21 protein-coding genes are annotated in these 22129 nt (G+C 71.0%); 6 read left to right on the top strand and 15 right to left on the bottom strand.

Annotated features, from left to right (window positions below):
* Nucleotides 1-11 precede the first annotated feature (11 nt).
* From pth to AC0VX0_RS02560, 3 genes are all read right to left on the bottom strand, one after another.
* Nucleotides 12-587, bottom strand: a complete 576-nt coding sequence (gene pth, locus AC0VX0_RS02570; protein ID WP_069941663.1) for an aminoacyl-tRNA hydrolase — start codon at nt 585-587, stop codon at nt 12-14.
* A gap of 7 nt (nt 588-594) precedes the next feature.
* A complete protein-coding gene (locus tag AC0VX0_RS02565) occupies nt 595-1218 on the bottom strand; it encodes a 50S ribosomal protein L25/general stress protein Ctc (protein WP_044659564.1) in 624 nt (207 codons plus the stop codon).
* Between the two features lie 185 nt (nt 1219-1403).
* Nucleotides 1404-2567 (bottom strand): O-antigen ligase family protein, encoded by a 1164-nt coding sequence (locus AC0VX0_RS02560; RefSeq protein WP_475451839.1) that lies wholly within the window; start codon nt 2565-2567, stop codon nt 1404-1406.
* A gap of 315 nt (nt 2568-2882) precedes the next feature.
* On the opposite strand from AC0VX0_RS02560, the gene AC0VX0_RS02555 reads away from it, so the two are divergent.
* Nucleotides 2883-4280, top strand: coding sequence for a tyrosine-protein kinase domain-containing protein (locus tag AC0VX0_RS02555; RefSeq protein ID WP_078025722.1), 1398 nt, complete (start codon nt 2883-2885; stop codon nt 4278-4280).
* Nucleotides 4281-4451: 171 nt separating this feature from the next.
* On the opposite strand, the gene AC0VX0_RS02550 is transcribed toward AC0VX0_RS02555, so the two are convergent.
* The 3 genes from AC0VX0_RS02550 to rfbB form a co-directional block, all read right to left on the bottom strand.
* Nucleotides 4452-5210, bottom strand: coding sequence for a hypothetical protein (locus AC0VX0_RS02550; RefSeq protein ID WP_129867076.1), 759 nt, complete (start codon nt 5208-5210; stop codon nt 4452-4454).
* Between the two features lie 70 nt (nt 5211-5280).
* Nucleotides 5281-6714: a sugar nucleotide-binding protein gene (locus tag AC0VX0_RS02545; RefSeq protein WP_129867077.1), complete on the bottom strand. Its 1434-nt coding sequence runs from the start codon at nt 6712-6714 to the stop codon at nt 5281-5283.
* A 13-nt stretch (nt 6715-6727) separates the two neighbouring features.
* Nucleotides 6728-7723 (bottom strand): dTDP-glucose 4,6-dehydratase, encoded by a 996-nt coding sequence (gene rfbB, locus AC0VX0_RS02540; protein WP_402638658.1) that lies wholly within the window; start codon nt 7721-7723, stop codon nt 6728-6730.
* Between the two features lie 62 nt (nt 7724-7785).
* Between rfbB and AC0VX0_RS02535 the strand changes: the two genes are divergently transcribed.
* Complete coding sequence (locus AC0VX0_RS02535) at nt 7786-9690, top strand: glycosyltransferase (RefSeq protein ID WP_402638655.1); 1905 nt, start codon at nt 7786-7788, stop codon at nt 9688-9690.
* A gap of 34 nt (nt 9691-9724) precedes the next feature.
* On the opposite strand, the gene AC0VX0_RS02530 is transcribed toward AC0VX0_RS02535, so the two are convergent.
* Nucleotides 9725-10561 (bottom strand): alpha-1,2-fucosyltransferase, encoded by an 837-nt coding sequence (locus AC0VX0_RS02530; RefSeq protein WP_402638652.1) that lies wholly within the window; start codon nt 10559-10561, stop codon nt 9725-9727.
* Nucleotides 10562-10682: 121 nt separating this feature from the next.
* Between AC0VX0_RS02530 and AC0VX0_RS02525 the strand changes: the two genes are divergently transcribed.
* Both AC0VX0_RS02525 and AC0VX0_RS02520 read left to right on the top strand, forming a co-directional pair.
* Nucleotides 10683-11672 (top strand): hypothetical protein, encoded by a 990-nt coding sequence (locus tag AC0VX0_RS02525; RefSeq protein WP_158184643.1) that lies wholly within the window; start codon nt 10683-10685, stop codon nt 11670-11672.
* Between the two features lie 84 nt (nt 11673-11756).
* Nucleotides 11757-12695: a glycosyltransferase family 2 protein gene (locus tag AC0VX0_RS02520; protein WP_402638649.1), complete on the top strand. Its 939-nt coding sequence runs from the start codon at nt 11757-11759 to the stop codon at nt 12693-12695.
* A gap of 3 nt (nt 12696-12698) precedes the next feature.
* Here the strand turns inward: AC0VX0_RS02520 and galE are convergent, their stop codons facing one another.
* Genes galE through AC0VX0_RS02490 form a run of 6 tightly spaced genes read right to left on the bottom strand, consistent with a single transcriptional unit; the run spans nt 12699 to nt 17170 of the window.
* Nucleotides 12699-13667 carry a UDP-glucose 4-epimerase GalE gene (gene galE / locus AC0VX0_RS02515; RefSeq protein WP_158184645.1) on the bottom strand — a complete coding sequence of 323 codons (969 nt, stop codon included), beginning with the start codon at nt 13665-13667 and terminating at the stop codon, nt 12699-12701.
* On the bottom strand, nt 13664-14647 hold the full coding sequence (locus AC0VX0_RS02510; protein ID WP_158184646.1) for a glycosyltransferase family 2 protein: 984 nt from the start codon (nt 14645-14647) through the stop codon (nt 13664-13666). The genes galE and AC0VX0_RS02510 overlap by 4 nt, the downstream gene beginning before the upstream one ends.
* Nucleotides 14644-15156, bottom strand: a complete 513-nt coding sequence (locus AC0VX0_RS02505) for an acyltransferase (RefSeq protein WP_158184647.1) — start codon at nt 15154-15156, stop codon at nt 14644-14646. Before AC0VX0_RS02505 ends, AC0VX0_RS02510 begins: the two co-directional genes overlap by 4 nt.
* A complete protein-coding gene (locus AC0VX0_RS02500) occupies nt 15153-16130 on the bottom strand; it encodes a glycosyltransferase family 2 protein (protein WP_158184648.1) in 978 nt (325 codons plus the stop codon). The genes AC0VX0_RS02505 and AC0VX0_RS02500 overlap by 4 nt, the downstream gene beginning before the upstream one ends.
* Complete coding sequence (locus AC0VX0_RS02495) at nt 16127-16372, bottom strand: hypothetical protein (protein ID WP_158184649.1); 246 nt, start codon at nt 16370-16372, stop codon at nt 16127-16129. The genes AC0VX0_RS02500 and AC0VX0_RS02495 overlap by 4 nt, the downstream gene beginning before the upstream one ends.
* Nucleotides 16373-16420: 48 nt before the next feature.
* Nucleotides 16421-17170: a glycosyltransferase family protein gene (locus AC0VX0_RS02490; protein WP_402638643.1), complete on the bottom strand. Its 750-nt coding sequence runs from the start codon at nt 17168-17170 to the stop codon at nt 16421-16423.
* A 253-nt stretch (nt 17171-17423) separates the two neighbouring features.
* Here AC0VX0_RS02490 and rfbA point away from each other — a divergent pair, with 253 nt between their 5' ends.
* Both rfbA and AC0VX0_RS02480 read left to right on the top strand, forming a co-directional pair.
* On the top strand, nt 17424-18293 hold the full coding sequence (gene rfbA / locus AC0VX0_RS02485; RefSeq protein WP_158184651.1) for a glucose-1-phosphate thymidylyltransferase RfbA: 870 nt from the start codon (nt 17424-17426) through the stop codon (nt 18291-18293).
* Entirely contained in the window at nt 18290-19552 is a 1263-nt protein-coding gene (locus AC0VX0_RS02480; protein WP_402638640.1) for a glycosyltransferase family 4 protein, read from the top strand. Before rfbA ends, AC0VX0_RS02480 begins: the two co-directional genes overlap by 4 nt.
* A 482-nt stretch (nt 19553-20034) precedes the next feature.
* Here the strand turns inward: AC0VX0_RS02480 and AC0VX0_RS02475 are convergent, their stop codons facing one another.
* A complete protein-coding gene (locus tag AC0VX0_RS02475) occupies nt 20035-21156 on the bottom strand; it encodes a glycosyltransferase (RefSeq protein ID WP_402638637.1) in 1122 nt (373 codons plus the stop codon).
* Nucleotides 21157-21165: 9 nt separating this feature from the next.
* Nucleotides 21166-22128: a glycosyltransferase family 2 protein gene (locus tag AC0VX0_RS02470; protein WP_002854436.1), complete on the bottom strand. Its 963-nt coding sequence runs from the start codon at nt 22126-22128 to the stop codon at nt 21166-21168.
* Nucleotide 22129: the final 1 nt, after the last annotated feature.

Raw genomic sequence — 22129 nt, 5'->3', positions numbered from 1 at the left:
GGGCGGGAGGCTCAGTGGAACGCCTGCTGGGCGGGCGCGAGCCCGTCCGTGACGAGCTTCTCGACGGCGTCCGCCGCGCGGTCCACGTGCAGGGGCAGGACGTCCTGCTCGGGCTTGGTGAAGGGGCGCAGCACGAAGTCGGCCACGTCCATGCGGCCCGGGGGTCGGCCGATGCCGACGCGCACGCGGGCGTAGTCCTTGGTGCCGAGGGAGGCGGTGATGGACTTCAGGCCGTTGTGGCCACCCTCTCCCCCGCCGCGCTTGAGGCGCAGGGTGTCGAACGGGATGTCCAGCTCGTCATGGACCACCACGAGGTCCTCGGGGCCGATCCCGTAGAAGGACGCCAGCGCGGAGACGGGGCGTCCGGAGACGTTCATGTAGCCGGTGGGCTTCGCGAGCACGACGCGCGGTCCCCCGATGCCGAGGCGACCCGTGGCCACCACGGCGCCGGCCCGGTGGCGGGTGAACCCGACCCCCATGCGGGAGGCGAGCTCATCCGCCACCATCTGGCCGACGTTGTGACGGGTGCGCTCGTACTCGGGCCCGGGATTGCCGAGCCCGACGATGAGCGTGGTCCCCGTCGTCATGGCGTGATCAGTCCTCGGAGCCCTCGGACTCGCCCTCGGCGGACTCGGCGGCCTGCTCCTCCTGCACGGACTCGTCGCCGAGGTCCTGCTCGACGACCTCCGAGACGGTGGCGATGACGATGTCGTCCTCGAGCTGCAGGGTGGTGCCGGCGGGGACCTGCACGTCCGGGGCGTACACGTGGTCGCCGGCCTCGCGGCCCTCGACGGAGATGGTGACGGCCTCGGGCAGGTCGGTGGCGTCGGCCTCGACCGGCACGGTGACGTAGTCCAGCACGTAGTCGTTGCCGGGGGCGACCTCGCCCTCGACATGCACGGTGACCTCGACGATGACCTTCTCGCCGCGGCGGACCTCGATGAGGTCCAGGTGCTCCACGGTGTCCTTGATGGCGTGGCGCTGGATGTCCTTGGGCAGGACCAGGTGCTCCTCGCCGGCCTCGTTCACGACGGTGAGCAGGGCGTTGGGGTTGCGGACGGCCAGGGTGGTCTCCTGGGCCGGCAGCAGCAGGTGCACGGGATCCTGGCCGTGGCCGTAGACGACGGCGGGGATCAGGCCGGCACGGCGGGCCTGGCGGGCGGCACCCTTGCCGAAGTCGGTGCGGCGGGTGACCTTGATCTTGAGCTGGTCAGACATGATGCGTCCTCCTGTGGGGGTCTCGGCCGCGCGGCCGGGGGCGGCGCGGGATGCGGCCAGGAGGGGGCTTCAGTGCCGCAGCGGGCCAGCATGCTGACACGCGGCGGCGGCCTCGTCGATCACGGAGCGCGCGCTCCCTCGCCTGGGCAACCTGGACAGGATAGCACCGACGCCGGCGGGCCGGCTCAGACGCCCGCGCGCCGGGACCGCTCCACGATGCGGTCCAGCTTGCGGCGGTGAGCCCGCTCACCCGCAGACACGCCGTGGGATTCGTCGTCCTCCTGGGCGCTCAGCAGCAGGCCGCAGCCGAGCACGATGGCACCGAAGATCGTGATGAACACCTCACCGAGCTGAAGGGAGGTGACCAGGATGATGACCGCGGCGGCCTCGACGGCCACCCGCGACGGCGATCGGTGCGTCCGGGCGAAGGGCCGCAGGCACAGCCACAGGTAGGCGCCCACCACCACGATCAGGAACGGCCAGCCGCCCTCCACCAGCAGCCCCAGATAGGAGTTGTGGAAGAACATGGACACGTTGTCCAGCTCCACGAATGCTGTGGAGAGGCCCTGGCCGAAGAACGAGGTGTCGGCCACCTTCTCCGCGGACGCCTGCTGGATCTCGGCCCGGAACCAGTCCGTGCCGGTGCGGTCTCCAAAGATGCCGAGGTCGGCCAGGTTCTCCTCGGCCCAGCTGACGAACCAGCCCATGACGACGGCGAGTGCCATACGGAGGACCCGCCCCAGGTAGGGGCTCACGAGGATCCACACGACGGCGCAGAGCAGACCGGCCATCGAGGTCCGCGAGCCGGTGAGGAACGTCAGGGCGGAGCCGGCGCCCAGCACGAGGAGCTTGGGGCCCATGCGCTGCATGGTGGCCACGAGCAGCACGGGCAGGAGCGCATAGAAGAGGCCGGAGACGTTCTTGTCCCCCAGGAACCCGGTGAGGTAGCCGCCGTAGGTGTCCGGGGCCAGGCCCGCGTAGAAGAGGGGCACGTTGATCAGTGCTCCGGCCGTCATCCCGTAGAGGACGCCCTTGATGTCGATCCTCTCGCTGGCGATGGCGTAGATCAGCAGGATCAGGAGCGTGATCCTCGTGGCGCGACGCGTGGGGTCGAGGTCGTTGTGCACGGTCACCGCGACGAGATACGCCACCAGGGCCAGTGCGACGAGGGCCAGCACGCCGTACTGGGAGAGGTCCCGGCGGGGCTGCCGGAATGAGGCGAGGAGCAGCAGAAGGATGGCGGAGAACTCCGCGAACGGGATCGGCAGGCCGGGAGCGGTGAACGCATCCATCACCAGGCCGATGGCCAGCACGGCCTCGAACAGCCGCGGTGAGGCCGGCGTGACCAAGGGGTTCCACGGGGAGCGGGTCCACGCGGCCTGACCGTCCGGGACGAGGCCGAGTGAGGCGTGACGCCTGGCAGGCCGGGCCTCGGGTGGCGCGACGGCCCCCATGGCGCGGGCAGCCGTCCGGTCACGGGGCGTGCTCGGGCGCATGGTGCGGAACCTTTCATGGACGCCGGGCGATACTCGGCTCAGCGTAGCGCGGTGGCGTGCCTCGTCCTCGGGCCCGGCAGACCGCACGAGGGGTCTTGGTACCGTGGACCGCGCGTGCCTCGCCCACGACGGCCCGCGCATTCCCGTCCATGACCCCCGAGGTGCTCCGTGACGATCGTCGACTTCTTCCGCCTGCTGCGCGCCAACCTCCTCCTGCTGCTGGCGGCCGCCCTCGTGGGGGGTCTGCTGGGCTGGGGCTACTCCGCGCTGCAGCCCCGGATCTACGCGTCCGAATCTCAGGGGTTCCTCGCCGCGCGGGCTGCAGATCAGAGCCTCATCACCAGCAACCTGCCCGCCGAGAGCCGGGCTCAGGCCTACGTCGCCCTGATCAACAGCGAGGCCGTGCGTGAACGCGTGGCCCAGGACACGGGGCAGGACGGCGACGGTTCGCTCTCCGCGGTGCTCGTCCCCGAGTCCAGCATGATCAAGGTGACCGCCACCTCGACGGATCCCGAGACCGCCGCGCAGCTCGCGAACAGTGCTCTGCAGGCGACGGCGGACGTGGCGGCGGACGTGGACAAGAACAGCCCGTTGGAGGTCGTGCCGCTGTCCGACGCCCGCGTGCCCTCTGCCCCCGTGAGCCCTGACACCCGGCGCAACGTCCTCTTGGGCGTCGTGGCCGGACTGGGTGCGGGACTCGCCATCGCCGTGCTCCGTCGTCTCCTGGACGTGAAGGTGCGCAGCCGCGCCGACGTGAAGGAGATCACCGGCGCCGGCGTCATCGGGGCCGTCCCGGAGAACGCGTCCCTGACCCGCACGGGCGAGGAGGCCGTGGACCTCGACCCCCGGGCCGGCGAGGCCATCCGGGCGCTGCGCACCAATCTCAAGTTCGTCTCCGTCGACGAGCCGCCCCGCGTCGTCTCGTTCACGAGCGCGGACCCCTCCGAGGGCAAGTCGACCGTCGCATCGAACCTGGCCCGCGCCCTGGCCCTGGCCGGCGAACGGGTGCTCGTGGTGGACGCCGACCTGCGGCGGCCCCGGCAGCACGACCTCTTCCAGGTGGCGGGCGACGTGGGCCTGTCCGAGGTGCTGGCCGGTGAGGTGCAGCCGGACGACGCCCTCGCGGCCACCGGAATCCCGAACCTCACGCTGCTCCCCGCCGGCCGGACGCCCCCGAACCCGTCGGAGCTGCTGGGCTCGAAGCGCATGCGGGCCCTGCTGAAGCTGGCATCGGAGGACTTCTTCGTCATCGTCGACTCCCCGCCGCTGCTGCCCGTCACGGACGGCTCCCTCCTGGCCACGGCCGTGGACGGGACTGTGCTCGTGGTGCGTCAGGGACGGACCCGCAAGGACCACCTGGAGGCGGCTGTGGAGAATCTCGCCGCAGTGGACGCGCATCTGCTGGGCGTCGTCATGAACGGCGTCGCGCGCTCCCAGCGCGGCGGCGGCTACTCCTACGGCTACGGGTACGAGAGCACGTACCACAAGTCCCATGACAAGTACCTGCAGGGAACCGGCAAGGGCGGAAAGAAGTCCCGTCGGGCCGCACGGGCGAAGAAGGGCTGACGCCAGTCCCCTCCACACGCTGGGGCCCCGCACCTTCCGGTGCGGGGCCCCACTACGTCTGTGCGAGCCGGCCAGTGCTGGCTGCGGCCCCGTCGATCACGGAGCGCGCGCTCCCTCGCCTGGGCAACCCCGACAGGACACCACCCGCACGACGGGGGCGGGTGGCCCGGTTCAGCTGCTCAGCTGCTGCAGATTTGCTGTGGCTTCGGCGTCCGGCGTGACCGCCATGCGCCCCTGAGCGCCGGGAACGTAGGGTCCGCTCGGCCCGTTGCGGCGTTCGAAGCTGAGTGTCATCGGCTGCTGCGGCCCGGTGGGCCCGTCCGGGTCCACGACGATCTCCCGGTATGTCCAGTAGTCCAGGGGCAGGCAACGGCTATTCTCCCACATGGAGAAGTCGGCGGCCTGCACATGGAAGGTCTCGAGGTAGAGCCGCCCGTCACTACGGACGTCCGCCGGGTCAATGGTGCCGGTGTACGTCCAGGTGTAGGGGGTGTACACGAAACCGTCAGCCTTGGTCTGCGCGGCACCCCGCACGGGGCCTGACCACTTCGTCGAATGCCCGGTGGCCGCCTGCCAGGTGATCGGGTTCCGGGTCGCAGTATGAGTGCCGCGCACCCAGTAGACGAGCTTGGCGCCGCTGTAGCTGGCGTCCTTGGAGACGTCGTAGAGGTAGAGCCCCCAGGGCGCGCCATCGGGAGTGGCGCCCCCACGGGAGGGCGCCGAGTTCACCTCGAGAGAATAGCGGCAGCCACCAAGATCACGTGTCGTGTTCAGCACCCAGCCGTTGATGCCGGGATCCTTGCGCAGCGAAGCGGCAAAGGACGGCGCCGCCGAGACCATGGCCACGGCGGGGACAGACCAGGCCAGACCGGTGGCGACGGCGCGCCGGCTCGGGCCTGACGCGGGGGTGGAAGCGGAGCGAGCAGTCATGAGGGGCCTTTCGGGGCGAGATGTATGCCAGATGTATTTTCTCTGAGCAGACGCGATGTCCGCAAGAGTATCAGCGTGTGCCACCCGCCGTTTCTGACAGGTACGTCCGCAGCCGTTCGCGCTGATCCGGGGCGGTGTAGCCGACGGCGGCCAGGGGCCCGAGGTCAAGGGCGCTGTTGGTCGGCCGCGGGGCCACGCCCTCCTTGCCGGCCAGGTACGCGGCGGCGGTCGTAGCGGAGACGCGCCCGGCGTCGTGGCCGGTGTCCTCGAAGACCCACCGGGCGACGTCGTGCCAGGTGACCACGTCGCCGCTGTTGGTCATGTGGAACGTGCCCGTGGGCGCATCCGTGGTGACCAGGTGCAGCAGGGCGTCGGCGAGGTCGTCGGCGAAGGTGAGGCGGCCGTGCTGGTCGGCGACGACGGCCGGGTCGATCCCGCGCTCGGCGAGGGAGGCCATGGTGGCCACGAAGTTCTTCCCCTCCCCGATCACCCAGGAGGTGCGGACGATCCAGTGCCGCGGTACGGTGCGCACCGCGGCCTCGCCGGCGGCCTTCGACTGGCCGTAGACGCCCAGCGGCGCGAGCGGGTGGTCCGCCGGGTGCTCCTGCCCCACGGGGAGGGCACCGTCGAACACGTAGTCGGTCGAGACGTGGGCCAGGGGGACGCCGGCCTCGGCGCAGCGGCGGGCGAGCTCGACGACGGAGGTCGCATTGACGGCCCAGGCCTGGGCCCGGCCCTCGGGCGTCTCAGCGGCGTCCACCGCGGTCATGGCGGACGCGTTGACCACGGCGCGCAGGCCGCGGAAGTGCTCCCGCGGCCAAGACACCGGATCGGTCATGTCCCAGGTGTCCCGGCCATGGGCCTCGACCGGGATCCCCGCGGCCTCGGCGCGGGCCACGAGGGCGCGGCCGAGCTGGCCGCCGGCGCCGAGCACGAGGATCGGGGCGGGCGGCATGGGGGTGACGTCCGCGAGCATGGGGTGGGCGCGGTCCTTGTCCGAGAGCTCGGCGTCCTCGAGCGGGATGGGCCAGGTGATGGCCGCCGTCGGGTCCGCGAGGTTGAGGAACGTGTACTGGCCCTGCGCGTCGGCGGACCAGTGGTCGTTCACCAGGTAGGTGTAGGCGGTGTCCGGCTCGAGCGTCTGATACGAGTTGCCCACCCCGCGCGGCACGAAGACGGCCTTCTCCGGGCCGAGCTCCACGGTGGCGACGGCGCCGAAGGACGGTCCCTCGCGCAGGTCCACCCAGGCGCCGAAGATCCGGCCGTGGGCGACGGCCACGTACTTGTCCCACGGTTCGGCGTGGATGCCGCGGGTGGTGCCGACGGCGTCGTTGAAGGAGATGTTGTTCTGCACCGGGGCGAGCGAGGCGAGGCGGGGGTGCTCGGCGGCGAGGGCGCGGATCTTCTCGCGCTGCCAGTTCTCCTTGAACCAGCCGCGGTTGTCCCCGTGGACGTCGAGGTCGAGGACGAGCAGGCCGGGGATGGCGGTCTCGGTGATGCGCATCAGCGGTGCCCCCTCACTGGCCCTGGGCGCGGTAGGTGGCCTCGACGGCGGCCTTGGCCGGGCGCCACCAGGCCTCGTTCTCGCGGTACCAGCGGACCGTGTCCGCCAGACCGGCGCGGATGTCCGTGAACTGCGGCTCCCAGCCGAGCTCGGTGCGCAGGGCGGTGTTGTCGATCGCGTAGCGCAGGTCGTGGCCCGGGCGGTCGGCGACGAGGTCGTAGTCGTCCGCGGGGCGGTCGAAGAGCTCGAGGAGGATCTCCACGATCTCCCTGTTGTTCCTCTCCCCGTCCGAGCCGATCAGGTACGTGCGGCCGATCTCGCCGCGTTCGAGGATGCGCAGCACGGCCGAGGAGTGGTCCTCCGTGTGGATCCAGTCCCGGACGTTGACGCCCTGGCCGTAGAGGCGGGGGCGGACGCCGTCGATCAGGTTGGTGATCTGGCGCGGGATGAACTTCTCGATGTGCTGGTACGGGCCGTAGTTGTTGGAGCAGTTGCTCAGCGTGGCCTGCACGCCGAAGGAGCGGACCCACGCGCGCACCAGGTGGTCCGAGCCGGCCTTCGAGGCCGAGTAGGGGCTGGAGGGGTTGTACGGGGTGGTCTCGGTGAACTTCGCCGGATCGTCCAGTTCGAGGTCGCCGTAGACCTCGTCCGTGGACACGTGGTGGAACCGCTTGCCGTGCTTGCGGACCGCCTCCAGGAGGACGAAGGTTCCGACGATGTTCGTCTGGATGAACGGCGAGGGATCGTTCAGCGAATTGTCGTTGTGGGACTCCGCCGCGTAGTGCACGACGGCGTCCGACTCGGCGACCAGGCGGTCCACCAGGGCCGCGTCGCAGATGTCCCCGACCTCGAGAGTGACGCGGTCCTCGGGCAGGCCGGCGAGGTTCTCCCGGTTGCCGGCGTAGGTCAGCTTGTCGAGCACGACGACGTCGTACTCCGTCTCGCGGACGGCGTGGTGGACGAAGTTCGATCCGATGAACCCGGCGCCGCCGGTGACGAGGAGGTGCATGGGGCCAGTCTTCCACAGCACCTACACTTGAGCCGTCCCCCGCCCGGTCCAGGAGCCGTCCGATGCCCCGCACATCCCAGCCCTTCCTCTCGATCGTGATTCCTTGCTTCCGCAGCGGTGAGCCGCTCACATGGCAGCTGGATGCCCTGGTCCATCAGCGGTCAGCCCCGCCGCGGGAGATCCTGTTGTGTGACAACGGCGGCAATCCCGGCCTGGCCGAGGTCGTGCAGGCAGTCAGTCCGCTCTCCGATGACGTTCAGATCCGCATCATTGAGGCGACCAAGCACCGCGGGGCGGCCTATGCCCGGAACCGAGGAATTGCCGCGGCGAGAGCTGACTTGCTCGCCTTCTGCGACGACGACGATCTCGTCCATCCCGACTGGTGCCGGCAGGCGGTGGACCTCCTCGCGGAACACCCCGTCGTGAGCGGCGGCATCGTCGTCATGGACCACGGCGATCTGGAAGCCCTCGGCCCCGCCGAGCGACGAGCCATCCTGGAGGAGCGGACCATGCCGGTGCCGCCGCGGCCCGCCAGACGCGGCTCCATCGGCCCCGCCCTGATGGGGGGCAACTTCGCGGCACGCCGTGAGGTCCTGGTGTCAGTCGGAGGGTTCGACTCTTCACTAGTCCGGGGCGGGGAGGACAACGACCTCGCCTACCGATTGGAGCAGGCGGGGATCCCCATCGTGGACGCGGGGGCGATGTCCATCATCTACGCGCGCCCCTCTGCCACGCGGGACCGAATGCGCGTGCGGCGGAATGCCGGCAGATCCCTGGCCGACGTCGCTGCCGCCCGCGACGCGTGGGACGCCGCACCCGAACTTAGACGCCCACCCTTTACGGAGTTGGCCCGGGCCAGCGGGGCACTTGCGCGTATGGCCGTAGGGGCTAAGTCCCGGGACTGGGCGGGGGGGGTCGATCGCGTAGCGACGGCCTGGGGGCTCACCGTGGGCTGGGCCGAGCGTCTGGTGCTGCGTCGACCCCTGCACTCCAAGATGGGGCACGGCCTGAACGACGACAGTGCGGCGTGGTCCCGCCGCCGCCCGGGGACGACCGTTCTCGTGGTCGCCTACAACCACGCCCCCTACGTCATCGAAACCTTGGAGAGTATCGCTGCGCAGACAGTGCCGCCCACACGCGTACTCATCGCCGATGACGCCTCGCCCGGGGATGACACGAGAGCCGTCATCGAGAAGTGGGTTGCGTCCGCCCCGCCTACGTTCGAATTCCAACCGAACCGCGAGAACGTCGGACTCAACAGGACCCTCAATAGGCTCCTTGCCCAGGTGGACACGGAATTCGTGACCTACATCGCCGGTGACGATACTATGGAACCCCACCGGATCGAGGCCCAAGCAGCCCTGCTCAGCTCTTCTTCAGAGGACGTGGTCCTCGCCTACAGCGACGCTCGCGTGATCGGTCCTTCCTCGGAACTGCTCCACTGTTCCTCCCGGACCGAGTTCCCCTGGCCAGAGGAGCCGGCTCGCTCCGCAGACACGCTCGCGTGTCTCGTCAAAGGGAATTGGATCCCCGCGGCCTCGCTCTTCCTCCGCTCCGACGTCCTGCAGCGGGAGGGCGGCTATGCCGAGGACCTGTTCTACGAGGACTTCGAACTTCTGACTCGCCTGGCTGCCCGGCATCGGTTCGTCTACACCGAGGACTCGCTCGTCTCGGTGAGACGACTGGACACGTCACTGGGGGCCGTCGGATTCGCGCATAACAGCCCACGCTTTATCCGCTCAATGATCCGCGCCCTCAAGAACGCGGAAGAGGGCCCATCATTGACGGCCCGCCAGCATTCACGGCGGGCCCGGTGGGAATTGTCGAAGCGGGCCCGGCGTGTCGGCATGCCGGTCTCAGAGGTGCGGAGTGAACTGTGGTCATCCGCACGTGGAGCGCGAACCCCTGTGCACGCTATGGCGCATCTCGTCATCAACGAGGCTCGCGGTCTTCTCGGTCGGCATTGAGACTGCCAGCAGCGCCCAGTCCGCTTACTGGGGGTCAGTCATCGGCGGGGTCGAACTCGTCGTCCGGTATCGCCCGCCACTGAGGCAGCAGCAGGGGCGATTCACCGCGGGCGTAGAGTCGGGTGAAGTGCAGCGGAGCCTGGACCGACCGGGCGCGCACCTGCGGCGGCAGCGCGCTCGAGATGTAGCCGCCCCAGTAGGAGAACGTGGAGTTCGCCAGGATCAGGTGACGACCCCCGGCGATCTGCGCCAGGTCGTCGAACATGTCGTGCGCCCCGGGGATGGTGTGCACGGAGGCGTGGTCGGCCAGGAAGCCGAGGTTCCGGCGACACCATTCGACGTCGTCCGAGACCAGGACGATCCGCTCGAGGTCTGCCTCGGGAACGCGGGAGACGGCGGCGCGGACGTAGCCGGGGACGTCGAACCCGTAGTTGGCCCGGTGCACCGGATCGGAGTAGTAGTCACCCCGGCGCACGTTCACGACGACGGCCTCGCGGTCTACCTGCTTCAGACGCGCCTGAAATCCGTTGCTCGTCAACAACCTCTCGCGCGTGAAGTCCAGGAGGTCACGAAAGAACCAGTCCTGGTAAGTCTGCTGGCCCCACTCGACCGTGCGCTCTTGCCGGAAGGACACATCGTCTTCCCGCACCGTGAGATCCCTGAGGGCGGGGAACTCTGTCAACCACGGCTCCATCGTGGGCTTGTAGCGCACCAGCCACGGACGTCCCGTTTCCCGGCGGCGCGCCCAGGCCGTGGCCCACAGGTAGAGGAAATTGCCACCGTTCATCGGCTCTGCCCCCCAGATCACTGGAGGGTCGGCGCGGCGCACCGTGGCCAGCACGCCGGCAGCAATGTCTCGGGGCGTCCTCATCCTCATCAGGCTTCGCATGGGTGGCCTCCTCAATTCCGCCGCCACAACAGACGTACTCGACCTCAGCGTACTGGCGAGGACCTCGCCCCCGACTGGATCGCGCGACGCCTAGGCTGGCCGTATGACCATCGACGTCCTCTACGTCCGTCCCGGCGGCAGCGGCTGGGGTCCCGTCGACGTCCTCGCGCGCCTGGCCGCCCGCCTGCTCGACGGCCGACTGGTCGAGGTCGAGGACCGCGGCGCCGCCTCGTGGGCCCAGCGCGCGTCCGTGCTCCTGCCGCGCGGCCGGCGGGCCCGCGGGCGCCGCCTCCTGGTGCTCGCCGGCAACCCCGCCGCCCTCGCCCTGGCCGCGCGCCGGGACCTGTGGTGGCCCGGGCACGAGTCCACGGCGGCCTGGATCGTCGACTCATTCTGGACCGACCGGATCGCCGGGATCGCCCGGCACCGGCCCCACTTCGACCGACTGTTCGTGACGGACCCGGACCTCGTCGATGAGTGGAGCGCGCTGACCGGCCGCCCCGTGGACGCGCTGCCGTGGGGTTCGGACACCCTCGCCGTCGCCGCCGACGACGGCCCCCGCTCGGTCGACCTGCTGCGTCTGGGCCGCCAGCCGGAAGCCTGGGACGACGACGCCCGCACCGCCCGCGAGGCGCAGGACCACGGCCTCGTGTTCCGGGGCCGGCCGCCGTCGGCGCCCGATCCGCTGCAGAACCAGGAGGCCGTCCGCACCGCGCTGGCGCAGGCGCGCCTCGTCCTCGCGTTCTCCAACCTCGTCAGCCCTGCGCCGTACACGCACCCGACTCGCGACTACCTCACGGGCCGGTGGACGGACGCCCTCGCGGCGGGATGCCGTGTGGCCGGCGTCGCCCCGCGGTCCGCGGCCACGCTCCTGTGGCCGGAGGCCACGCTCGAGGTCTCGCCCGACTCCCGCGCCGAGGCCTGGCCCATGCTCGCGGAGGCCGCCGCCGCCTGGACGCCGGAGCGGGCCGCCGAGCAGCGGCGCCGGGCCCGCCGGGAGCTGGACTGGCGGCTGCGCCTGCAGCGGCTCTGCACCGCGATGGGTTGGCCCCTCCCCCCGACCCTCGACGCGGAGCTGGCCGCCCTGGGCTGAACGTCGTCCGCCCCGGACCGCACCCGTCTGACCCTCCGGGCCGCCCCGACACCGCCCTCCCCGCCGCACCCGACAGGAGACCCGATGCCCTCCCCCCTCGGCCTCGCCCGCCAGGCCAAGCACCGCCTGTTCCTCCTTCGCCGGGCCCGGGAGGTGGTCCGCCAGGCGGCCGCCGTCCGCGGATCGGAGCGGTTCGCCCGCGAGTACGCCCTCGCCTCGGCCGGGTTCGATCTGCCGGAGCTGCCGGCGATGTCCGGCCCGTGCGCCGTCGCGATGGTCCGCGACGAGGCGGACGTGATCGAGCGCTCCGTGCGCCACCTCGCGGACCAGGGGATCCCGCACATCGTCGTCGTGGACAACGGGTCGAAGGACGCGACGCCGGACATCCTGCGCCGACTGGCCGGGGAGATCCCGGGGCTCGTCGTCGGCGCGGACCGGGAGCCGGCCTACGTGCAGTCCGCCAAAATGACCCGGTTGGCCGACCTGGCCTCCGCCGCCGGCGCCACGTGGGTGGTCCCGTTCGATGCGGACGAGCTCTGGTTCGGCGCCGAGGGCACGCTCGCCGAGGCCCTGGCCCGCACCGACGCACCCGTGCTGCGCGCCGTCATGCACAACGCGTTCCCGGCGGCGGACGGTTCCGGCCCGATGCTGGACACGACCGCGCACTTCGACGTCAAGGTCGCGTTCCGCCCGCGCTCCGGGGCCGTCCTCGAGATGGGCAACCACGAGGTCCTGCGTCCGGGCGTCCGCGCGGAGGGCCTGCGGATCCTGCACCTGCCGTGGCGCTCCTTCGAGCAGTTCGCCCGCAAGAGCCGCACCGGCGCGCAGGCGATCGCGCTCGCCGACACCTCCGAGGACAAGGGGTACCACTGGTGCCGGCTCGGGGCCCTCGACGACGACGCCCTGCGCGCCGCGTGGGAGGCCCTCCTGGCCGGTCAGCCGCTCACGGACGCGGCCTGGTACCCGCGCGGGACGCTGCGCCCACTGCGCGCGGACGCCCCGACCCGCTGGGACGAAGTCTGAGCCTCAGCGCGTCTCGGGCGGCCGCCGGGCCTCCCACGCGGAGCGGACCATGTCCTCCACCGTGTGGCGGTTCTCCCACCCGAGATCGCGCGCGGCGAGGGAGCCGTCCGCCACGATGCGCGCGAGGTCCCCGGGGCGGCGCGGCTCCACGTCCGGGTCGACGTCGCGCCCGGTGACCCGGCCGACGGCCTCCATGATCTGCCGGACCGAGGTGCCCGCCCCGGAGCCGAGGTTGTAGACCGGGGCCAAGGCGCGACCCTCCGCCAGCGCCCGGGCGGCGGCCACGTGGGCCCGGGCGACGTCGGCCACATGGACGTAGTCCCGCACGCACGTGCCGTCCGGCGTGGGGTGGTCGGCACCGAACAGGCGCGGGCGCTCGCCGCGGTCCAGGGCGCGGAACACGAGCGGGAAGAGGTTGTGGGGGCTCGTGTCGGACAGCGCCGGATCCGCGGAGCCGACCACGTTGAAGTAGCGCAGGCTCGTGTGCCGGAGTCCGGTGGCCCGGCCCTGGTCCGCGAGCAGCCACTCCCCGATCAGCTTGCTCTCCCCGTAGGGGGACTCCGGGGCGGTCGCCGTCGCCTCCGTGACGCGCTCCACGTCCGGGGTGCCGTACACGGCCGCCGAGGAGGAGAAGACGACCGCGGGTACCCCGGCCCGCTCCATCGCCTCGAGCACGCCCAGGGTGCCGCGCACGTTCACGCGATAGGCGTGCAGCGGCTCGCGGACGGACTCGCCCGCGAACTTGTAGCCGGCCACGTGCACAACGCCGGCGGCGCCCACGCGCGTCAGGAATGCCGCCACCTGCCCGACGTCGCCGACGTCGGCCCGGAGCAGGGGCACGTCGGCGGGCACGAAGTCCACGAACCCGGTCGAGAGGTCATCGACGACGGCCACGTCCATGCCCGCCCCCTGCAGGGCGCGCACCACGTGGGCGCCGATGTACCCGGCCCCTCCGGTCACCACCCAGGTCATGCGGTGCCCCGGCCGCGCCCCCGACGGAGCAGCCGTGTCCTCCGGTCCGGCAGTCCCCGGCGGTATCGCACCATCCCCTCGAGGGCGCCGACATGAGCACCCACACGGGCGGACCAGGCGAGCTGTGCCCCCTCGTCACGCCGCGATGCCGGGAAGGCGGCCGCGCCTCGCACCACCTCCAAAGCGGACCCTTTCAGACTGGGCCCTTGCATCGGGCTGTCACGATAGCGGGTCCACGGGTAGATGCGACCGCGCTGCTGGATGCGCTGCTGCCGGAACAGACTTCGCAGTTCAGACTTGAGCCGATAGTGGACGACCGCCTGGGGCACACTCACCACACGCATCCCGGACTGCTGGGCCCGCCAGGCGAAGTCCGTCTCCTCCGCGCCACCCGGATACGCGGCGTCCATCCCCCCGAGGGCGAGGTACGCCGATCGGTGGATCGCGAAGTTGCCCCCGGCCACTGTCGGAAGATGGCCAGCGAACCCGCCGGGGTTCTCTTTCACCGCCGTCGGGCGGGCGAGCTCGTCGACCTCGGGGTCCGGTCCGATCTGATAGGCGGCGAGGACCTCGGGCGAGTTGAAGCGCCCGTGGTGGAGGACACCGGTGGCGATTCGAGAGGGATCGTCCGCGACGGCGTCTGTGAGGGATCGCACCCACGCGGGGCCCACAAGGTCATCAGCGTCGCAGAAGAGCAGGATCCTCCCCCGCGCTGCCCGAGCCGCCATGTTGCGCCCGTGGGAAGCGCTCGACGGCCCCGAGGCGTCGACAACCCGCACGGTGAAGGCGTGCGCGCCGGCCAGCGCTGCCTGCGGTGTGCCGTCAGTGCTGCCGTTGTCGGCGATGACGACCTCGAAGGGCGGGGCGTCCACCTGGTCGTCCAGGGCGGCGAGCTGTTCGGGGATCCACTGAGCGGCGTCCTTGGCAGGAATGAGGACGCTGACGAGCGGCTCGGCGGGATGTTCGGCCACCGCGGTCATGCCGCGCCTGCCTCGTCCAGGTCCCGGATGCGGCGGGCCGACACGCCGGCGTAGAGGCCGTTCGGGGTGCAGTCTTTCGTCACAACGGCGCCAGCGGCGACGATACACCCGGCACCCACGGTGAGCCCGGGCAGGATGATCGCCCCCGCGCCAATCCATGTGCCGTCCCCGATGACCACGGGTTCAGGCCCGCCGTCACCGGCCCGGAGCTCGGGCCCGCCGAGGGAGTGCTTGGCCGTGATGATCATGGCGCGCGGGCCCACATACACGTTGCGTCCCAGGGTGACCGGCCCGTTGTCGATGTACACCTCCCGGTTGAGGTAGACGCCCTCCCCCAGGGTCAGGAGCGTCGGGTCCAGGATGCGGACATTCGCGGAGATCCAGACTTCCTGCGGGGCCCGCAGCCCGAACCGGTCCAGCAGAGCGGGCCGAAGCCGGTTGGGCACCAGCTCGGAACGAGAGAACAGCAGCGCGGCCCGCCGCACGATGGCGCTCCCGGGAAGCTTCATGCGCGCGTCTCCTCCATCTCCGGGCCAGCGTCCAGGCCAACGCCGACCGAGGCCGGCTCCACCGCGCCGGGGAGCCGGGTCTGCAGACGGCCGACCGCATGGCCGACCGCAGTGTTCGCCCGGATCCACGCACCGGCCCAGTCCGGGGTCTTCCGGCCAAGCACCATGAGGGTAGCGCTGCCCAAGGCGCGAGGCAGCTCTCGCCACGGACTGGGAAGGTGCGACCGGGAGCGCAGGCCGTAGCGCGCGGCTACAAGGGCGTGGGATCGGGCGGAGCGGCGGGCGAGACGGGCTCGGAGCCTCACGTCCCATTTGCCGCGGTAGGCGATGCGCACCGTCGGTGCACTGTCCACGGTCAGGCCGGCCAGCTGGGCCCGGACTCCCAGGTCGTTGTCCTCGTAGACCGTGCCCAGCGATACGTCGAAGCCCCCGACGCGCTCGTATGCCGCCCGCGTCATGCCGAAGTCACAGCCCATGACTACGGGGAAGGCGTTCGTCAGGTCACCCGGCTCGACCCCCGTCCACTCGTCCACATCGCCCAGGGCCGCTCGGATCCCGGCGAGGTCCTGGGCCATCTGCTCATCGGTCATCAGCACGGCCCCGCCGGACCAGAGATCGGACGATTCGAAGGCCTGCGCCCCGTTGCGCACCCACCAACGGGAGACCACGTCGTCCGCGTCGGCGAACAGAAGCAGGTCCGCTCGCGCGCGGGCGACGCCGACGTTCCGTGCGTACCCGGGTCCCTGGTGTTCGGCGGCACGGATCAGGCGCAGCGGAACGGGGAACGCGGGTGTGCGGTCCCGCACCAGAGCTGCGGTGCCGTCCGTGGAGTTGTTGTCCACCACCAGCACCTCGTAGGCCGGGGCACCGTCCTGATCAGCTAGGGAGTCGAGCTGGAGACCGAGCACCCGTTCCGCGTTGAAGGCGGGGATGATGACGGAGACGACGGGCCTCCGCTGACCGGCCGCACTCACGCCGACTCCTCCTCGAGGGCGACGGACCGGAAGAACGCGGCACGGCGCTCCATGAGGTCTTCGAAGGGTTCGGATCCCACGAGGGCAAGCCCCGCCTTCCGGGCGGCGTCCACTTCATCGGGGTGCTTGAGCAGGTGGGTCAGCCGGTCGTAGAGCGCGTCCGTATCCCCCCGGCGAACAGCCCAGCCGACCCCGTGCTCCTTGACGAGGGGGGTGAGGGTCTCGTTGTGGAAGCCGAGCACCGGTGCCCCAGAGCCCAGAGACTCGCTGTAGGTGCACGAGGGGTCGCCCTACAGGTGGGGCAGCATCATCACGTCGATCTCGTTCTGAACGTCCGCGACCCACTCGGTGCGGAAGTCGCGGAACCCTCGGAAACGGACCGTGGGCGGGGCCGCGGCGCGGAGCTCCTGCTCCAGGGGCCCTCGCCCGAAGATGGAGAACGTGACCGGCAGGCCCGTGTGGTAGGCCCGGCGAGCCACCTCCACCACGAACTGGGGACCTTTGACGGCTTCATGCCGCCCGGAGAACCCCACGTGCAGGGGCCGTTTTCCGTCCCAGGCCGGGACACGAGCCGCCGCCGCCACATCAGCGCGGTGCAACCGGTGGTCACGATAGGACATCGACCGGCGGGCGAGCCGCGCGTAGGTCCGCGTCGCTGCCGGCCCGTTACACTCCACCCCGGCGGCCCGCCGCACCATGGAGCGGAATCGGAGTTCGGTGCGCGCCAGTCCGAGCGCCATGCGAGGAAGGACCCGCGCGGGCGCCTCCGCTCGTTGGATGTCCAGCCGAGTCCGGTAGGTGAGCTCCGTCGTCAGGATCGCGGGAGCGCCGATGTCGAGGATGGGTGCCGACGTGGGGACGAGCAGGCCTGTCACGAGGTCGACGGGGTGGTCCCGCAGGTCGGCCAGGTCCGGCCGGACCTCCACGACCCTGAACGGCAGCTCCGACGGCGGCCTCAGGTAACCGGTGCGGGGACGTTCCGCCAGCTCGGTCAGGCCCGGGGAGAAGACGAGGAACTCTCCGTTCCAGAGCCTGCCCATGGCGTCGAGCGCTTCGAAAGCGCGCGTCTCTAAGGCGAAGTCCCCGCCGTGTCTCGCGATGGGATAAGGGAGCACCGAGCCCATCCGCAACGCCTGGGATGACGACGACCCTTCGATCATGAGACTCCTGTCCGCGTCAGGGGGAATTCAGCCCGAACCCGCAGACGTCGCACAGCGCGGACGTCCTTTGTGGGCGAGTCTAGCCATCGCCGGGGCCTGAACGGAGGGGCAGAGGCCCCGTAGAATCGAGCCCATGAAAGGCATCATCCTCGCCGGCGGCACGGGCTCCCGCCTGCATCCCATCACCCATGCCATCTCGAAGCAGCTCGTGCCCGTCTACGACAAGCCGATGATCTACTACCCGCTGTCCACGCTCATCCTGGCCGGAATCAGCGACATTCTGGTGATCACCACCCCGCACGACGCGGAGCAGTTCCAGCGGCTCCTGGGCGACGGCTCCCAGTTCGGGATCTCGCTCAGCTACGTCCAGCAGCCCTCCCCCGACGGCCTGGCACAGGCGTTCATCCTGGGAGAGGACCACATCGGCGACGACCACGTGGCCCTCGTGCTGGGGGACAACATCTTCTACGGCCCCGGCATGGGCCAGCAGCTGCGCCGTCACACCCAGGTCGACGGTGCCACCGTGTTCGGCTACTGGGTGGTGGACCCCAGCGCCTACGGCGTGGTGGAGTTCGACGACGCCGGCAAGGCCATCTCCCTGGAGGAGAAGCCCGCGGAGCCGAAGAGCAACTATGCGGTGCCGGGCCTGTATTTCTACGACAACGACGTCGTCGAGATCGCGAAGAGCCTCAAGCCGTCGGCGCGCGGCGAGCTGGAGATCACCGACGTGAACCGCACCTATCTGGAACGCGGCACCCTCAACGTGGAGGTCCTCCCCCGGGGCACCGCATGGCTGGACACCGGCACGTTCCACGACCTGAACGACGCGTCCAACTTCATCCGCACCATCGAGTCCCGTCAGGGCCTCAAGGTCGGCTCCCCCGAGGAGGTCGCCTGGCGTGAGGGCCTTCTCACCGACGACGAACTGCGCGAGCGCGCCGAGCCGCTCGTGAAGTCGGGGTACGGACGGTACCTCCTGGAGCTGCTGGAGTCCGGGCGGTGAGCGCGCAGGACCGGGCCGGGCGGGACCGGCCGGAGACCGCTCCCGAGCCGTCCGGCGGCGCGGGCGTCCGGCACGTCGTCTTCGCCTGCCGCTGCACGTCCCAGGCCGGGGGCATCACGACGGTCGTCGACGAGCTGGCGGCCGAGTTCGTGCGGCGGGGCCTGACGGTCTCCTACCTGTCGATCCACCCGCCCGCCAAAGAGCCGCGCGTCCCTGGGTTGGTGTTCGAGGTCGACCGGCTCCGGCACTGGACCGGGGACCATCCCTTGGCGGCGGACTACCCGGGACCGCTCGGTGCGAAGCTGGCGGTCAAGACGGCCCTCACCCCGCTCTGGCGGCGGTGGCGGGCCCTGCGGTTGCGCCGACACCTCGCGCGATTCGGCGGGGACACGGCGATCATCTTCGCGAACCCCGACACGCTGACCTGCCTCAGCGAGGCCGGCCACGTCCGGCCCGAGGCGGACGCCCCGTTCCTCGTGGCCCACGTTCACACCAGTCCGGAGGGCCTGGAACGGCTGGGTTGGGACGTCCCCTTCCCGGCCCTCGACGTGGTCGATGCCGTGGTGGCCCTCCACCCGTCCTACATGCGGCCGATCGCCGACACGCAGGGCGTGCCCGTGGGCGCCATCGCGAACCCGAGCGGCACCGTGCCCGCGGCCGTACCGCGGACGGACACGGACGGGAGGAGGCGGATCGTCTCGTTCAGCCGCCTCTCCGCCGAGAAGCGCGTCGACCTGGCGATCCGGGCGTTCGACGCCCTTGCGGCCGACGTGCCCGACGTCGTGCTCGAGATTTGGGGCACCGGGGACCAGGAGGAGTCCTTGATCCGCGTGGCCGACGAATCGGTTCACCGGGACCGCATCCGCTTCTGCGGCTGGTCCGACGACCCGGCGGCCGTCTTCACGGGCGCGACGCTGCACCTCGTCGTCTCCGACTTCGAGGGCCTGTCGATGTCGGCGGTCGAGGCGCTGCGCTGCGGAGTCCCGACAGCGGGGCGTCCCGTCTCGGCCGGGCTCGCCGACCTCCTGGAGCGGTGCGGGCTCGCCCTGCCGGGCGCCGAGCCCGCCGAGATCGCGGACGCCCTCCAGGCCCTCCTGGACAGCCCGGACCGGCTCGCCGGGCTGGTCGAGGCCTGCGGGCGCGTCGGCGCGGAGTTCGAGCCTTCGATCGTCGCAGACGTGTGGCTCGACCTCTTCTCCGCGCGGGACATCACCGCCATCCCCCACGCCCGCCCCCGCGCGGTGGCCGCGGCATCGTGAGCGGTAGCTGTATCAACTACCACGTGCGAATCCGCGCACGGGCGGCACCCACTCCAACGCACCCGGCATGCGCCCCGTCAAGTACGACCGTCTGCGTCAGTGGTCGAACGCCAGCGAACGGGACACGTCCGTGAGAGTGGCGATTCGCTCCCGCGTCGTTCCATAGCCGCCTCCGGTGAGGTGGACTCCGTCACGACGGAGCTTGCCCGGTGAGGAAAGGGCCTCGGTCGGATCGCACCATTCGTCCCCAGCAGCGTCTGGGAGCCCCTCGAACTGCCCTGCCGCGTACGTGTCATACGCCGGACGGCGAGGCTCGACGATGCCTGCTTCCTCGGCCAAGGTGCGAATGCCCACTTGCCCCACGACCCACAGGAGGGCCACGACCAGCAATCCGTTGAGGACCGCAGAGGCCAACACCAGGTAGACCCTGGGCCCGTACTTCGCGTTCGTACGGCCCGCCCCGGGTCCAGGCCGTCCCCCGCTTACGGGTGTGCCACCTCGCCCAACAGGCCACGGATCCGCCGCCCGAACTCCACCTCGGAGTACCGCTCGGCGTGCGCCTGCATCGCCCCCCGGTCCCAGTCATGGGCCAGCAGACGGCCCACCCCCTCGGCCACCGCATCCACCGTCGGCTCCTGCACGAACACCCCGTTGACGCCGTCCACGATGGTGTCCAGGTAGCCGCCGGCGCGCAGCGCCACGGTGGGCACGCCCCACGCGCTCGCCTCGAGCGGCGTGATCCCGAAGTCCTCGTGGCTCGCGGCGATCAGTGCCGTCGCGTGCGCGTATGCCCAGCGCAGCTGCGCATCGGTGAGGTCCTGGCCGAACACCACGTCCTCCCCCGCCATCGCCCTCAGCCGGGCCTCCTCCGGGCCCTTGCCGATCACCACGAGCGGCCGCCCCGCGCGGGCCGCGGCCTTGATCGCCACGTCCACGTGCTTGTACGGCATGAGTCGCGCGACCGACAGCAGGAAGCCGTCCTCCGCCAGCTGCTCGGCACCGGGGATCGGCTCCTGCGGGCCATCCGTGCTCACGGAGTGCGGCGGGAACACGAGGTCCACGCCGTCGAGCCCGTAGACGTCTTCGATCCGCTCCTTCACCACCGTGGAGTTGGCCACATAGCGCGATCGACGCCGGACGGCCGCGCGGTCCCACCTGTGCAGACCCGGGCGCAGCACGCGGGCGATCCGCCCCTTGATGCTGTTCCGTCCGCCCTCGCCCAAGTAGTCGTCCAGCAGATACACCCAGCGCGCCGGGGTGTGGCAGTAGACGAGCGTGGCGCCGTCGTAGCGGAATCCGTGCGCCCAGCCGGAGGTCGAGACGACGGCGACCGGCTCCTTCACGTGCATCAGCGACGACGCGAACGGCAACAGCGGCAGTGCCCTCCGTGGGTCCTTCCGCAGCACTCCCACCCGGTTGAGGGGTGAGGTGATGATGCGTGCGTCCTTGAACTCCGGGAAGGTTCCCTCGGGGTCGTAGAACGTCGTGTAGATGGGCGCGTCCGGCCACATCCGGTGCAGGGCGAGCACCACCCGTTCCGCCCCGCCCTTTTGGGTGAGGTAGTCGTGGGCGATGGCGATTGTTGCGGGGGTCTGTTCCGACATCGTGTCTCCTCAGATGGCCCGTTGGGCGCGGTGGGGACGGGCTCGTCCGGCCTCGGCGGCGCCCTCCACCTGGAGGGCGATGAGTCGACGGGCGAGCCCCCGGGGCAGGTGGTCCGTGACGGCGTCGATCAGAGCACTGGAGCGCGTGAGCGTGGCTTCGGTGGTCCCCAACGCCACCAGGCGCACGGCAGCACCCCATACGCCTCGCGGAGCGCCGATGGTGCCGAGCGGTGCCGCCCCGTGCTTGCTCACGAACAGGTTCCGCGCGGCCGTGCCGTGCAAGGCCCGCACCGCCTTCGAGTGCGTCGTCACGGCGGCAGCGTGGTGCCGCGTCTCCAGCTCGGGGCGGATCACCACGGGATAGCCTGCCGCGTGCAGCCGGTAGCCGTAGTCGATGTCCTCCCACCCGTACTGTCGGTAGTCCAGGTCGTAGCCGCCGATCTGCTCGTGCAGGGCACGGGGGACGGACACGTTGCCGGCCCAGTGCCGCCACTGCCGATCCGCCGGCAGCGCATACGCGTGCTCGCGGTGCAGGACGTCCTGAGCGTCACCGTAGGCGCGCTGATACGGGGTGGGCTCCAGGACGTTCACGTAGAGTCCGATCGCTCCGCCAGGCCCGCCCGCGTGCGCGGCCACGTGGTTCCGGATGTAGTGAGGTCCGGGCTCGAGATCGTCATCGGCACGGATGAGAATACGGCCGGACGTCGCGTCGGCACCGGCGTTGAGCGCGCCGACCCGTCCGCGGTTCTCCGGGAAGACGGTCCAGCTTAGGTCCAGGCCCGGGCGTTCCGCGGCCAACTGCCCGAGCACCGCTTCCGACCCGTCCACATCCCCGTCCACGACCACGTGGACCTCGAACGGCGGGGCGTCCTCCTGCGCGGCGAGAGCGCCGATCAGGCGCGGCAGCCGCTGAGCACCGCCCCGGCTGGGGACGATCACGCTGGCCTCGGGGGTCAGGGGCGTCTCGGTCATG

Source organism: Micrococcus sp. iso_26 (genome assembly GCF_056172975.1).
Note: the sequence above shows the minus strand (reverse complement) of the source record. Positions and strands in the feature narration are given on the sequence as shown.